The 14,437-nt window shown below is 65.3% G+C and carries 11 protein-coding genes; 6 read left to right on the forward strand and 5 right to left on the reverse strand.

Translation table 11 applies throughout. The annotated features are described in order from the left end of the window. Nucleotides 1–38 precede the first annotated feature (38 nt). From AC1RNC_RS21560 to AC1RNC_RS21570, 3 genes are all read left to right on the forward strand, one after another. On the forward strand, nucleotides 39–1,415 hold the full coding sequence (locus AC1RNC_RS21560) for an aromatic ring-hydroxylating dioxygenase subunit alpha (RefSeq protein ID WP_062097840.1): 1,377 nt from the start codon (nucleotides 39–41) through the stop codon (nucleotides 1,413–1,415). Between the two features lie 31 nt (nucleotides 1,416–1,446). Then, nucleotides 1,447–2,025: a 3-phenylpropionate/cinnamic acid dioxygenase subunit beta gene (locus AC1RNC_RS21565; RefSeq protein ID WP_492888289.1), complete on the forward strand. Its 579-nt coding sequence runs from the start codon at nucleotides 1,447–1,449 to the stop codon at nucleotides 2,023–2,025. 83 nt (nucleotides 2,026–2,108) lie between these two features. After that, entirely contained in the window at nucleotides 2,109–3,035 is a 927-nt protein-coding gene (locus tag AC1RNC_RS21570) for a quinone oxidoreductase family protein (protein ID WP_492888290.1), read from the forward strand. A 47-nt stretch (nucleotides 3,036–3,082) separates the two neighbouring features. Here the strand turns inward: AC1RNC_RS21570 and AC1RNC_RS21575 are convergent, their stop codons facing one another. After that, the gene (locus AC1RNC_RS21575; RefSeq protein ID WP_492888291.1) at nucleotides 3,083–3,631 is read right to left on the reverse strand and encodes a glutathione peroxidase; all 549 of its coding nucleotides are present in this window, start codon (nucleotides 3,629–3,631) and stop codon (nucleotides 3,083–3,085) included. Between the two features lie 14 nt (nucleotides 3,632–3,645). Between AC1RNC_RS21575 and AC1RNC_RS21580 the strand changes: the two genes are divergently transcribed. Together AC1RNC_RS21580 and AC1RNC_RS21585 are read left to right on the forward strand one after the other, a co-directional pair. Beyond that, on the forward strand, nucleotides 3,646–4,185 hold the full coding sequence (locus AC1RNC_RS21580) for a limonene-1,2-epoxide hydrolase family protein (protein ID WP_492888292.1): 540 nt from the start codon (nucleotides 3,646–3,648) through the stop codon (nucleotides 4,183–4,185). Nucleotides 4,186–4,252: 67 nt separating this feature from the next. Then, nucleotides 4,253–5,533 (forward strand): cytochrome P450, encoded by a 1,281-nt coding sequence (locus AC1RNC_RS21585; RefSeq protein ID WP_492888293.1) that lies wholly within the window; start codon nucleotides 4,253–4,255, stop codon nucleotides 5,531–5,533. A 172-nt stretch (nucleotides 5,534–5,705) separates the two neighbouring features. On the opposite strand, the gene AC1RNC_RS21590 is transcribed toward AC1RNC_RS21585, so the two are convergent. Continuing rightward, nucleotides 5,706–8,141 (reverse strand): TonB-dependent receptor, encoded by a 2,436-nt coding sequence (locus tag AC1RNC_RS21590; protein WP_492838781.1) that lies wholly within the window; start codon nucleotides 8,139–8,141, stop codon nucleotides 5,706–5,708. A 257-nt stretch (nucleotides 8,142–8,398) separates the two neighbouring features. Between AC1RNC_RS21590 and AC1RNC_RS21595 the strand changes: the two genes are divergently transcribed. Beyond that, entirely contained in the window at nucleotides 8,399–9,172 is a 774-nt protein-coding gene (locus AC1RNC_RS21595) for an SDR family NAD(P)-dependent oxidoreductase (RefSeq protein ID WP_492838780.1), read from the forward strand. Here the strand turns inward: AC1RNC_RS21595 and AC1RNC_RS21600 are convergent. From AC1RNC_RS21600 to AC1RNC_RS21610, 3 genes are all read right to left on the reverse strand, one after another. After that, the gene (locus AC1RNC_RS21600) at nucleotides 9,169–10,059 is read right to left on the reverse strand and encodes a fumarylacetoacetate hydrolase family protein (RefSeq protein WP_492888294.1); all 891 of its coding nucleotides are present in this window, start codon (nucleotides 10,057–10,059) and stop codon (nucleotides 9,169–9,171) included. The two genes, AC1RNC_RS21595 and AC1RNC_RS21600, sit on opposite strands and share 4 nt — an antisense overlap. 91 nt (nucleotides 10,060–10,150) lie before the next feature. Continuing rightward, nucleotides 10,151–12,445 carry a TonB-dependent receptor gene (locus AC1RNC_RS21605; RefSeq protein WP_492888295.1) on the reverse strand — a complete coding sequence of 765 codons (2,295 nt, stop codon included), beginning with the start codon at nucleotides 12,443–12,445 and terminating at the stop codon, nucleotides 10,151–10,153. A gap of 175 nt (nucleotides 12,446–12,620) precedes the next feature. After that, nucleotides 12,621–14,243 (reverse strand): AMP-binding protein, encoded by a 1,623-nt coding sequence (locus AC1RNC_RS21610; RefSeq protein ID WP_062099286.1) that lies wholly within the window; start codon nucleotides 14,241–14,243, stop codon nucleotides 12,621–12,623. Nucleotides 14,244–14,437 lie beyond the last annotated feature (194 nt).

Raw genomic sequence — 14,437 nt, forward strand, 5'->3', positions numbered from 1 at the left:
TCAAAATTATATGGCGCCTAGCGCTGCGGAGGACACCCATGCTGGACCGGACACGGACGACGCTTTCCGACGGGACGACGATCGACGACTTGATCAACGTGCAGACGCGCGAGGTCCAACTTCGGGCGATCTCGGACCCGGAACTCTACGACATCGAGATGCGCAAGGTGTTCGGGAAGACCTGGCTGCTGCTGGGCCACGAGAGCGAGATCCCGAACTCGGGCGACTTCATCACGCGACTGATGGGCTCGGACCCGGTGCTGATCACGCGTCAGAAGGACGGCTCGATTCGGGTTATGCTCAACGTGTGCCCGCACCGGGGCATGCGCGTGTGCACCAGCGACGCGGGCAACGCCAAGGTTCACACCTGCATCTATCACGGCTGGGCGTTCAAGAACGACGGCGACTTCATTGGCGCGCCCGTCGCCGCCGAGCAGATGCACGGCACGATTTTGCCCAAGGAAAAGCTCGGCCTGACCCAGGCGCGCACCCACCTCTACGGGGGCCTGATCTTCGCGACCTGGAATCTTGACGGCCCCTCGTTCGACGAGTTCCTCGGCGAGATGAAGTGGTACTACGACATGCTGTTCCAGCGCACGGATCGGGGCCTGGAAGTTCTCGGCCCTCCGCAGCGCTTCACGATTAAAGCCAACTGGAAGACCGCCTGCGAACAGTCGGCCGCCGACGGCTTCCACACCCTGACGCTGCACCGTTGGCTTGGCGAGTTCGCCAAGTTCGGCGATGGCGACCTGACCACCTCGATGTACGGCACCGAAGTCAGTTCGCTCCAGGGCCATGCGTTGCGGTGCATGCCCGCGGCGAACAAGTTCAAGCAGGCCGCCGGCTTCCGCGACGGGAACCTGACGCTCGAGGAGAAGCTGGCGATCGTGCCGCCGCCCGGCATCACCAAGGAAATGCTGCCCCAGCTGATCCGCAACCTGACGCCTGAACAGCTGGGCCTGCTGGTCGACAGCCCGCCGCAGGTCGGCGGGATGTTCCCCAACGTCCTGATCGCCTTCATCTATGTGCCTCAGCCCGATGGCGAGATCATCGGCCTGACCTCCCTGCACACCTATATTCCTAAGGGTCCGGACGAGCTGGAGTTCTGCAACTTCATCCTGGCCGAGAAGGACGCCCCCGAAGAGCACAAGCAAAAGGCCCTGCAGTTCGCGGTCCGGATGCTGGGCACCTCGGGCATGGTCGAGCAGGACGACTCCGACACCTGGCCCCACATCACCCAAACGGCCAAGGGCGCGGCCGCGCGCAACATCACGATGAAGTATCAGGCCGTCTGCACCACGCCTCCGCGGGCCGACTGGCCCGGCCCGGCCCTGGTCTACGAAGGGTTCACCAAGGACGACACCCAGTGGAACTGGTGGCTGGCCTACCGCGACCTGATGAACAGCTCGCTCTGATCATCGCCGCCATCATCAGGACCTGACCGCCATGACCATCGACGTCACCGCTCCCGCCGACACCGCCGTCGCGCCGGACGCTTTCCGAGCCAATCGCGTGCCCGTGGGCTCGCCCGCCTATAATCAGATCGCCGAGTTTCTCTATGAGGAGGCCTGGCTGCTCGACGAGATCCGGCTCGCCGAATGGCTCGAGCGCCTCGACACCGATCTGCGTTACACCTGCCCGGTGCGCCAAACCCGGCCCCTGAGCCAGAACGCGGCCTCCATCGTCCGGACCGTGATGCACTTCGACGAAACCTACGCCTCGATCCGGGGCCGGGTCGGACGCATCACCGACACCCGCAGCGCCTGGGCCGAGGATCCGCCGTCTCGCACGCGACGTCTGATCACCAACATTCTGGTCGAGTCGACGGACAATCCCGACGAGTTCGAGGTGAAGAGCTACCTGCTCTGCAGCCGCAGCCGCTTCGAGGAAACCAATCTGCTGTTCCTCAGCTGCGTCCGGCACGACCTGCTGCGACGCCATGGCGCCAGCTTCAAGCTGGCGCGGCGGGAAATCATCGTCGACCAGACGGTGCTGGGCTTCCCGAACCTCGCCATCTTCCTCTGAGCTGACACAGCCCTGATCGGTGGCGGTCCGGTGAGCCAGGCCGCCGCCAATCTTGGCTCCAAGACCAATCCAGGATTTGCCACATGCGCGCCGCCGTCATCTCCGGCAACGGAGTCGCTCCGGTCCTTCAGGATTTTCCCGAACCGACGGCGCGGGCGGGATCGGTCCTTATCGACGTCGACACCGCCGGGCTCGGGGGCTGGGACGTCCTGGGCGCCTATCGTCTCGGCGTTGAATATCCCTGCGTCATCCGCGGCGAGGGCGTTGGCCGCGCTGAGGATGGACGGCGGGTCTATTTCGGCGAACGCTCGATCGCGCCGTGGGGGGCCTGGGCGGAAAAGACCCTGGTCCCGGCGGCGGAGGTCTGGGATGTCCCCGACGACATCGACGATCGCACCGCCATCACCATGGGCATCGCAGGCACCGGGATTCTGGTGCCGTTGGAAGCGGCTAACATCCAGCCCGGGGAGAGCGTGCTGATCCTCGGCGCCACGGGCGTCCTGGGACAGATCGGCCTGCAGTTGGCCCGAAGCCTCGGGGCGGGTCGCATCGTGGCCGCCGCCCGCAACCCGGCCGCCTTGGATCGGCTCGTCGAACGCGGCCTGGCCGACGCCGGCGTCGCCCTGGGCGGCGAGAACGACACCGAAGCGCTCAAGGCCGCCAGCGGCGGGGATGGCTTCGACATCGTGCTCGATCTTGTCTTCGGCAAGCCGTTCTTGTCGGCGGTCAAGGCCACCAAGTGGGGCGCGCGGCTGATCACCATCGGCACCGGCGCGGGCCGGGTGGTTGAACTCAACATCGGCGACCTGCTGTTTCGCACCCTCACCTGCATCGGCACCGGACAGCGTCCGCCCGCCGATCGCGAAGCGATCTGGCGGCGGCTGTTGGCAATGCAGAAGGCTCAGAAGCTGATCATCGACTATGTCGACTATGACTTCGCCGACGCCTCCGCGGCCTGGGCCGCCCAGGTGTCGGGTCCCCACGCAAAAATCACCGCGAAGGTGCGCTAGGCGCCATGGCGAAGGGCCCCCTCCCCCTTCGCCATGGGCGGCGGACCTCAGTCCGCCGACAGCGCCTTGTTCACCGCGCTGACCAGACGCGGGTCGGCCGCGTCGACATCCGGTGCGAACCGGTCGATGACCTGGCCATCACGGCCGACCAGGAATTTTTCGAAGTTCCAGACCACCTCGCCCGGACCGCCCGTGGCGATGCCATACCCTTTCAACCGCTCGCGCATCGGCCCATCGCCGGTCGCCTCCGGCTTCAAGGCCGTGAGCCCCGCGTACAGCGGGTGGATGTCGTCGCCCTTGACGCTGATCTTGGCGTAGAGCGGAAAGCTGACGTCGTAGCTGGTCTTGCAGAAGCTGGCGATTTCGTCGTCGGCGCCCGGTTCCTGGCCGTTGAAGTTGTTGGCCGGGAACGCCAACACTTCCAGACCCTCGGCCTGCTTGGCGCGATAGAGCGCCTCGAGCCCCTCGTATTGCGGCGTCAATCCGCATTTGGAAGCGACATTGACGATCAGCAGAACCTTGCCGGCATGGTTGGCCAGGACGTCCGGCTCGCCGCCGATGCGGGTCAGGGGGATGGCGGTGATCGCGTCGGTCATGTGGGCTCCATCGGTTGCCTGCGGCGCTCGCCGCCGTCGGCGCGCAGCCTAGCAAAGCGCCATCGGCATCGCGCCATGAAATTCAATTCCAGTTTCAGAATTTTCAAGGAATGCGCCCGATGAGCCGCGCGCCGATCGATATTGTCCGAGCCTTTCTGGACGCCTGGTCCGAGGGACCCGCGCGGCTCGAGCAGGCCATCCGCGATCTTTTTCGGGCCGATACGGAATGGATCAATATGGGCCTGTCGCGCACGGTCGGCGCCGAGGAGGCCCTGGCGCTGGGCGCGAAGTTCGAGGCCAGCATGGGCTATGCGAAAATCATCGCGGAAACGCTACATATCGCCGCGACCGGCAATGTCGTCCTGACCGAGCGCGTTGATCGCCTCCTGGCCGCCGACGGGCGCGAGATCGGCGCCTTCTCGATCGCGGGCGTCTTCGAGTTGGACGACGACGGCCGGCTCGTTCGATGGCGAGACTACACCGATCCGGGCGCGGTCAGCGCGATCCACGGCACTGAAGACCCGAAGCCCAATTCCCATGGACTTCTTTTCTAGAATACCATTCTGCATTTGAAATAATCCGAGTCCGCGCAGCGGGCCGAACTTCCGGGAAGGAACACCGATGAGCACCGCCCAGATAGCTCCGAACAAGGATCTCGCCGACGGCTTCGCCCACGTCGGCGCCCTGTTCGCGGGCAACGACAAGAACCTCGAGGCGATCTATCGCCACCATCGAAACAACCTGCCCGTGATGGAGGGCGACATCTGCGCCGAACTGGGCGCGGCCTCCTTCGCGGGCCAGACCGGCCGACCGATCTATACGATCTTCAAGCACGCCGACGTCATGAAGGTGTTGCGCGACACCAAGACCTTCACCAGCGGGATCCTGATGGAGACGGGCCTGGGTCCGTTCCTCGACGGGCTGATGATCACGGGGCTGGACGGCGATGAGCACCGGCAGCTGCGCGGCATCTTGCAACCCTCGTTCACGCCCGCGGTCATGGAAGAATGGCGCGAGACCTATATCCGCCCCCTGATCAAGCGCTCGTTCGTTGAGCCGCTCGTGCCGCTGGGCAAGGCCGAGCTGATCGGCAGCGTCGGCGTGATGTTCCCCATCCACGTGGTCTACGCTGTCCTGGGCTTCCAGGACGACGATCCCGCCGCGCTCGAAGCCTTCGCCACCAAGGCGCTGAAGGTGCTGGGCGGCATGGCCAACGACCCGGAGGCGAAACGCGCCGCCTTTCAGGCCTTCCAAGAGCTCTATGACCCGACCCTGGCCGCCGTCCAGGCCCGCCGGGCTTCCGGCGCCGAGGGCGCGGACCTGATCAGCCGGCTGATCCGAGCCGAGTTCGAGGGCCGAACCCTGAACGATCATCAGATCACCAATTTCGTGCGGATGATGCTGCCCGCCGCGTCGGAAACCACCTCCAGGACCTTCGCGATCATGATGACCCATCTGTTCGACCACCCCGAGGTGCTCGAGCGCCTGCGAGCGGATCGGACCTTGATGCGGAAGGTCTTGGACGAAAGCGTTCGCCACGACGCGGTGGCCACGTTCAAGGTCCGCGAGTGCCAGACCGAGGTCACGCTGCAGGACGTGACCATCCCCAAGGGCGCGATCATTTCGGCCTGCGTCGCCTCGGCCAACCGCGACGAGGCCGTGTTCGACAATCCCGACGCGTTCGACATCGACCGCAAGCAGATGGCGGCCTTCGGGTTTGGTTTTGGCGCACACATGTGCGTCGGGATGTGGCTGGCCAAGGTGGAGATCGAGGAGGCGGTCGGTCTCCTTCTGGACATGCTGCCCAATCTGCGTCTGGACCCGGCTCACCCCCGTCCGGAGGTGCGAGGTGTCTCCCTGCGCGGCCCGGACGCGGTCCATGTGGTGTGGGACGCCCCCTAGGCGCTCGCGCCCCATTTCCGCTGCGCCGCGGCGCGAAGCGCAGGGCCCCCATCGCGCGATGGGGGCCCTTTTTGCGTCGGCGAAACTCTTTTCGGCCGGACGTTGCGCATGAAAAAGGCCGCCGGACCGTTAAGCGGTCGACGGCCAGTCAGCCCCGAGCGGAACTGCGGGATTAGAAACGCTTGGTGAGGGAGGCTCCGTAGGTTCGCGGCTCGCCGATGAAGTCCGTCGCAAAGCCAAGACCCGCGGCATAGACGTCGGCGAACTGGCGGACGTTGTATTCCTTCTTGGTCAGGTTCTTCCCGTAGATGGCCAGTTCGATGTTGTGAGCGTCGAATTCGACGGTAAAGCGGGCGTTCAGCAGACCATAGCCTGGCGTGCGGGTCAGGACGTTCGCCGTCGCATAGATGCCCTGGGTCGTGGCCGATTGCTGGGCGGCCGGCGTGACCGGATTATAGAACTGCTTGCCCAGATAGGCGTAGTCGGCGTGCAGCGACACGCGCCCGAACGAGGTGGGCAGGGTCTGGGTGGCGCCCAGGTTGAATTGAACCTTGGGAAGCTGCGGCAATTCCTCGCCGCTCCGGTCCACCGGGCAGATCGACGAGGCGCCCGCGGCCTTGCAGCCCGTCAAGGACGCGCCCGGCACGGACTGCTGCTCGATGAACGATCCGCTCTTATACTTGCCGTTCATCAGGCTGAGGCTGCTGGTCAGCTCCATGCCCGTCCACGGACGGTAGGCGCCTTCCAGCTCCACGCCATAGACCCGGGCGTCGCCGGCGTTGACGATGAATTGGGTGCTGGCCCCAGCCGGCGTCAGCGCCGCGGCGTTGCGCTGAACGTCCGACTGCCAGGAGTGGAAGACGGCGATGTTCGTGCGCAGGCGGTTTTCCAACCATGTGGCCTTTAGGCCCGCTTCGACGTCCCGCGTGGTCTCGGGCCGGAAGGCCGGAAGGCCGCCGGCGCGCGTGTTCCAGCCGCCAGACTTGGACGCCCGCCGCGTCTGCACATAGGCGAACACATCGTCATTGACCTGCCAGTCGATGCCGAATGTCCAAGCGGGATAGTCGAAGCTGGTCTTCTGGGTCTGGGCGCATACGCCCGCGACATCCGGGTTGGGCAGGTTGCACGTCGTGGCGACGCCCCAAGTGGAATAATTATACAGCTTGGTGTCGCGATCGTCCCAGGTCCAGCGAAGCCCGCCCGCGAGCCGGACGGCCTCGGTCAGCTGATAGTAGCCCTGACCGAAGACGCCGACCGAGCGATTGTGCACGTCGGCGAGGTTTTGCCCGGCCAGGCCGGCATAGGGACGGGTGGTGGCCGAATACGGCAGGAAGCCGAAGTTCTGCGACCGGCTGAATTCCTGGCCCTTCTCATCGGAGAAATAGCCGCCCGCGATGTAGGTGAACTTCTCGCCGACGCCCCCGTTGATCTGGAGTTCCTGCGACCATTGCTTGGAGCTGTAGCCGGCCCAGGTCGTCAGGATCGGGGCGGGCGTGCCGTCAGTGTCGACGACGCCGTCGGTATCGCTGAAGCGATAGCCAGTGATCGACTTCAGGGTCACGCCGCCCAGGTCCACCGAACCGTTGAGGCCAAAGCCATAGGCCTCCAGGCGATTGCCCAGCGGCATCGAGTACATGGCCCGGACATTGGCCGGCAGGCTGGCGAAGTTGGGATTGCTCGTCGGGACGAAGAAGCCCGTCGCGTAACTGTCGTAGAAGCCGCGATTGTGCAGGGAGGCGTTCAAGGTCGAAGCCAGACCGAACGGCCCGAACGAGCCGGTGGGTCCAAACAGCTCCGGCGCATAGGCATGCAGCGCGGTGAACTGGCCGTTGTCCTTGATCTTGTTGTAGTCGCCCGACAGGATCAGGCGAACCGGACCGTCTTCGTATTTGAGCTTGGCGCGAACGAAATCGCTGTCCTGGGCCCAGATGTCGCGGCCCAGCGGAATGTCCTGGCCGTACCCGTCGCGGCTCTTGGTGTTGGCGACCAGCCGGCCGGAGATCTTGTCGGTCAGGCCGCCATTGAGCACGAGGCTGGCGCCGTACTGGCCGTAGTTGCCCGCCTCGATCTTCACCAGGCCGCTGTACTCCCCGGTCGGGTCAGCGGACAGGATGTTGACCGCGCCGCCGATGGTGTTGCGGCCAAACAGCGTTCCCTGCGGCCCGCGCAGGACTTCGACGCGCTGCAGGTCGAGCAGGTCGGTGAGCCCTTGGGAGGGCCGCGGAATGTAGACGCCATCGACATAGATGGCGACGGCCGGGTCGTTGGAGACCAGGGCCTGCAGGTTGCCTTGGCCGCGCATAGCCACGAAGGCGAAACCCGACGCGGAAGGCGCGCCGGTGGCGATCGAGAGGCTGGGCGTTGTGCGTTGGAGATCGGTGACGTCGGCCACCTGGGCGCGCTCCAGCGCGGCGGCCCCGATCGCGGTGACCGCGACCGGCGTGCTCTGGAGATTTTCCTCCTGCCGGCGGGCGGTGACGACGACTTCTTCCAGCTGGTCCGACTGGGGCGAGGCTTGAGGCGCGGCGCTCTGGGCGAACGCAGGCGCCGTCAGCGCCGTGCAGGCCAGCAGGCCCAGCGCGCTTCCGCGCCACAGAAATTTGGACACAGGTTGATTGGTCCTGAATGGCATCGAAACCTCCCCTCGGGGGTCTAGCGCCCCCGCATTTTATGGCCGCCAGCGACCACTATGTTTACGGTCAAACTAAACAGAATTGGAAATCTGTCGCAAGAATAAAAATCTGAGATAAGAAGATCATTCCATAGAGCGACGATCGGTCGCGCTTTCGCCACACGCGCCGCCAAACCTCATCAAGCGCCCGCCAAACGCCACCACTTCTCCGCACACGGACAGACGAGACCGGCATGACAGACACAGCCACCCTTTCGGGAAAGAAGATCATCGTCACGGGCGCGGCGCGCGGCATCGGCGCCAGCGCCGCCAGGGCGTTGGCCGCAGCCGGCGCGAGAGTCTGCGGTCTGGATGTTTCGGTCGCCGCGGCCGGCGCGCCAGAGGTTAGGGACGCTGGGCGGCTGACCTTCGATCTGTGTGACGTGTCCTCGCGCGCTTCGGCGACGACGGCCATCGATCGGGCCGTCGATGAGATGGGGGGGCTTGATGTCCTGGTCCATGTCGCCGGGATCCAGCGCTACACGCCAGCGGAGGCGATCACCGACGAGGAGTGGGACCTTGTGGTTGGCGTTAACGCCAAGGGCACGATGATCGCCAACCAAGCCGCCTTCCCCCACCTCAAGGCGCGCGGCGGCCGTATCGTCAATTTCGCATCCGCGGCCGGCGCCACGGGCCTGCGCGGCTGCGCCCACTACGCCGCGTCGAAGGGCGCGGTCCTGGCCTGGACGCGCACGATCGCCCAGGAGTGGGGACGCTATGGCGTCTCGGTCAACGCGGTCGCGCCCGGCATGTGGACGCCGATGTACGACACGACCCGCGCGGGCATGTCGCCCGAGCAGCTTGAGGCCCACGACCGGGGCATGGCCATGATGATCCCGCTGGGCGGCCGGCTCGGCGACCCGGACACGGATATGGCGCCGGTGCTGGTGTTCCTGGCCAGCGACGCCTCGCGCTTCATCACCGGCCAGACCCTGGCTGTGGATGGCGGTCTGATGATGGTGCGCTAGCCTTGGTCGCCCGCCCCTGCCCGGGGCGCGTCCACGATCGGATTAACCAGCGTCCCGACGCCCTCGATCTCCACGCGCACCACGTCGCCCGGCGTCAACCACTGGGGGCTGGCCGACGCCGCCGCGCAGCCGGAAGGCGTTCCGGTGGCGATCAAGTCGCCGGGATAGAGCGTGAAGATCGTCGACATCAGGTGAACCAGGTGCGCGACGTCCCAATGCATTTCGGCGATGTCGGCGCCCTGCCGCAGCTCGCCGTTGACGTGGGTGGTGAGCCGCAAGCCCTTGCAGCCTGGCGGCAACTCGTCAGCGGTGACGATCTCGGGACCGAGCCCGCCGGTGTTGAGGAAGTTCTTACCGGCGGTGACCGCCGAAGGAATGTAGTTGTAGGCGCGGACGCTGCCGTCGTTGTGGCAGGCATAGCCGGCGACGTGCTCGAGCGCGCTTTCGCGCGGAATCATCCGCCCGCCCCGGCCAATGACAACCATCAGTTCGCCCTCGTAGTCGAGGGTGTCGGAGACTTCCGGCCGCCAGATAGGCCGGTTGTGGGCGACCATGGAATCGGGCGCGCGCAGGAACATGCCTGGAAACGTCGACGCCTCGGCGTTCATTTCGGCGACGTGCTTCATGTAGGTCTTGCCCAGGCCGATAATCTTGTCCGGTCGAGGGATGGGCACCAGGTGGCGCACGCTCTCGAGCGGGTGACGGGCGTGGCCGGGCGCGGCGGCGGCGGCGCGTTCGGCCGCCGCCAGGGCCTGGGGACCAGCCGCCAGCAACCCGCGGAGGTCTCGCGGCAAATCCGGCGCGGCGACACCCAGATCGATCACCTCATCGCCGAGACGCACGCCAGCGGTCGGCGCGCCGTTCAGATCAAAGGACAACAATCGCATCGTGATTTCCTTGCGATCGGCAGGCGAGCCGGGAAGCGCGGTCCGCCCGGATCACCGCGCCGCAGAGTTTGGCGCGAGCCGGGCGCGTTTGTCAGAAGGCGTAGGAGACACTGGCCCCGTAGGTGCGCGGCGCGCCGATCACCACCGTGTTGAAGTTGCTGGCGGCGAAGGATCCCGAGCGCGCGCCGAAATATTCGTTGGTGAGGTTCTTGCCGTAGAAGGCCACGGTGACCGGCGCCCGCGCCAGCGTGAAGGACGCCTGGGCGTTCAACAGCCCGTAGCCGCCCTGACGAACGGAATTTCGCTGAAAGTCGGTCAGGGGAACCGGGCCCGCTCCAGTGATGGTGACGGTGTTGAGGAAGTAGACTTCGGAGCGGTGATTGTAGTCGACATGCAGGTCCAACCGCCCGGCCGACAGGTCGACCGGGTAGTCGGCGCTGAGCGCCACGGTCGTCTTGGCCACGGTTGGCACCGCCGATCCCTTGTAGGGCCCGTCGGTGAATTCCGGATGGATCAAGCCAAGCGCCGCGTTGAGGCGCAGGCGGCCCACAAGCGCGGTCGCCTCGAACTCGCCGCCATAAATCTCGGCCTTACCCGAATTCAGCACGGCGATGATCACCGGGCTGGCCGAAAGAATGGCGTTCTGCTGAATTCCCGAGAAGGTCGAGAAATAGCCGCTCGCGCCGATCCTGAGGCGCTTGTCGAAGAAGGTGAGCTTGGCGCCGGCCTCATAGCTTCCCACGCTCTCCTCGCCGAACGGCGTGTAGAACGCGGCGGTCGTGCCGCTGGCCTGCTGAAAGCCGCCCGACCGGTAGCCCTTGGAGAATTTGCCATACAGCAGACCATCTCCAGGGAGCCGGTAGTCGACGCCGAGCGTGAACGGAACGGTGTTGAAGTGGATGTCGCGCGGCGTGTAGAGGCAGCCGCCGGGCGCGGCGTTGAGGCCGATGGCCGTAAAGGGGCAGGCCGCCGGCGTCACCGCCGAGGCGGGCGGTTCGGGATTGGTCGAATTGGCCGCCGAGACGGCAAAGCGCGCGGGCGTATAGACCATGCTGCGCGTGTCCTTGACCGCCCGCAGCCCGGCGGTGAGACGCAGGCGCGGCAGGACTTCCAGGCCGATCTGGCCAAACAGGCTGACCGATTCATTGGTCGGTCGGATCGTGTTGTCCTGAATGGCGGTGGGCACGCGGGTGATGGGCGAATTGCGGATCTTCTCGCGGAAATAGTACGCCCCGGCGGTCCAGGTCAGCCGGTCGGCGAGGGTGGTCCCATAGAGTTGAAGCTCCTGCGAAACCTGGTGGCCGTCCAATTCGAAGGTGCGGACGTCAGCGGTCGGGAAGGGCGTGCCGTCCAGGTCCGCCGCGCCCTCGAAATCGATGTTGCGATACCCTGAGATCGCCTTGAGGGTGGCGAAGCCGAGGTCGGCGGTGAGCGTGCCGGTCCAGTCGTAGACCTTGGACTGGTTGAGGGGATTGTAGCCCGCGTAGCTGGTGCGCGACTTCGGCGCGGCCACATAGGGCGCATATTGCGCGGCCGTCAGGCCAGGCTGATAGGCGTTGAGCACCCACAGCGGCTGATGGTTGGCGCCGGCATAGTGATCGAAGCTGACGTCAAGCCGCATCCGGGAGGTCAGGTCCGCGCGGAGGCTGGCGCGGATATAGTCGTCGTTCTGATCGGCGACATCGCTCGCGAGCGTGGGATTGTAGCCGTATCCGTCGTGCTCGACGTGGCTGTAGACCAGTCGGGCCGCCAGCTTGTCGGCGATGATCGGCAGATTGACCACGCCGGTTCCGGAGATGGCGTTGTAGTTGCCGTATCCCAGCTTCAGCGACCCGCCAAAGTCGTAAGTCGGCTTGTTGGTCGTGATGTTCAGCGCCCCACCGATGGTGTTGCGGCCAAACAGCGTGCCTTGCGGACCGCGCAGGACCTCGGCCGAGGCGATGTCCACCATGGCCAGATTGCTGCCCTCAGGACGGGCGTAGTAGATGCCGTCGACATAGGTGCCTACCGCCTGATCCACGTTGGGCAGGACGCCGCCGGGCGCGACGCCACGGATCGCCAGGATCAGGTCGTTGTTCCCATAGGGCGTGGCCGTAAAGGTGATCGACGGCGCGTTCTCGGTCAGGGCGCGGACGTCCGTGATCTGGCGCCGTTCCAGCTCGCGCGCGCCGAAGGCCGTCACCGCGACGGGCACGTCCGCCAAGCGCTCCTCCCGGCGCTGGGCGGTGACGATCACCTCCTCAAGGCCGGTGGGCGCGGCCTGAGGAGCGGCCTGAGGAGCGGCCTGAGGAGCGGCCTGAGGAGCGGCCTGAGCGCTAGCGATCGAGGGCAGGAAAACAAGCGAAACGCCCGCGCAAAGCGCCGATTTCCAGCTGGAATTGGTCATGGATCGTCCCTCCCTTGAGCGCTATGCGCGGCCACGATCTGGACGATTTCAACGAACTCGCACGATCGCTTATAAGCGGAAGGGAACTCAGCTCCGCATTTAAGTCAATCGCTTTAATCTGATGGAAGAATTTAATTCTGCTGTCAGGATAAAATACCTCGCAGCTGGCCTTGAGTTATCGGCTTGGTTTGATGTCCGTGGTCTCGATGTCCCAGGTGTTTGGCGTCGCGCCCTCGTCGCGAAGCTGGAACTTCAGCACCCGCCCCTGCGGATTGACCGGCAGCTCCGCACGAAACTCGATGTAGCGCGGCACCGCGTAGTAGGGGACGCGTTCGATTAGCCATCGGCAGAGCGCCTCCTCCGACAGGACGGCGCCCGGCTTCAACTTGGCCGTCACCTTGAGGTCGTCTTCCTGGAGCTTCGATGGCACGGCGTGCACGGCCACCTGCTCGATCGCTGGGTGGGCCAGGATCGAGGTCTCCATCTCGAAGCTGGAGATGTTCTCGCCGCGCCGGCGAAGGTAGTCCTTCTTGCGATCGACAAAATAGAAGAAACCATCCTCGTCGAACCGGCCGATATCGCCGGTATGGAACCACATGTTGCCCATGACCTTGAGGGTGTCCTCGGGTCGACGCCAATAACCCTTGAAAATGATGTCGGGCATCAGCGGGCGGCACACGACCTCGCCGGACACTCCGACCGGCACTTCGTTGTCGTTGTCGTCGAAAATGCGCACGTCTAGCTCTGGCGCGGCCTTGCCCGACGAGCCTTCCGCATAGGCGCCGTCGGCCGGCATCGAGGTCAGCAATCCCTCGGTCAGACCATAGACGTTGGATCCGATCTTCTTAGCGCCAAAGCGCTCGCGCCAGATCTGCTTGATGTCTTCGGGGAAAGGATTGCCTTTCACCGTGTGGACCTGGCCAAAGCAGCGCGCCATGGCTTCATGCTCCTCGGCGCGCGCGAGCAAGGTCCCCAGCGAGCCCAGGATAGAGACAACGGTCGCGCCGGACGCTTCGATCGCCGGCCAGAAGCCGGAGACCGAGAACTTGGGCGCGAACGAAATCGTGGCCCCGACCAGCATCACCGACACCACCCCGGTGGCGATGGCGTTCATGTGGAACAGCGGCAAGGGCGTCCAGTAGATGTCGTCCGGTCCGAACGGCGCTGACCGCGTCAGCATGCGCGCGAAGTGACACATCTGATTGCCGGTGATCATGCACCCCTTGGAGGGGCCCGTGGTCCCCGAGGTGTAGATCAGCGCATTGAGCGCTCCGGGATCGGGCAGATCCTCGAACGCGCTGTCGTCGCCACCCCGGTGGTCGTCGAGCGAGACGATCGTCAGGGCCGAACCTGGCGCGGGCTCGAAGGCGCCGCGGACCAACACCGTCTTTAGCGCTGTCAGTTGATCCTCGATATCGAGGACGCGCTGCAGGTAGCGCGCCTCGCAGACCAGCAGGAGCGCGCCAGCGTCCTCGATCTGGTGGCGCAAAAACTGCCCAACCAGCGCGGTGTTCAGCGGCACGCTGATCGCGGAGATCTTGTTGGCCGCGATCCAGGTCGTGACCGCGTCGACATTGTTGTCGAGCATCGAGACGATCGGCGTTCCGGCGGCCAAGCCCAGGGCCTTCAACTCGTGAGCGAAACGGTTGCTCGCCAGATCGAACGCGGCGTAGGTGTGCTTTTCGCCACTGAAGTCCAGAAAGACTTTGTCGGGATGCGCGGCGACGGCGCGGCGCAAAGCGGCGACCGGCGTGTCGCGAGGGCCAGTCCGCCATCCTGCTTCGATCGTCTTGGTCATCTTGATCTTTCCGTCCACCTGGCGATCATCCGCCGCCCGTCGCCACAGCCCAGGCGGCGAAGGAGACAGACATCACGTTCCGTCCCTGGACTTGCGCCAACGCCATTCAGTTGCCCTGAAGGCGGGCCAAACCCGCGCGCTTCGCCATGCGAGGCCACTGGGTCACCCATAGTTGGGCGGGCCTCTTTGGTCCA

The sequence above is a fragment of the Caulobacter sp. GW822-FHT01G02 genome (assembly GCF_058802865.1).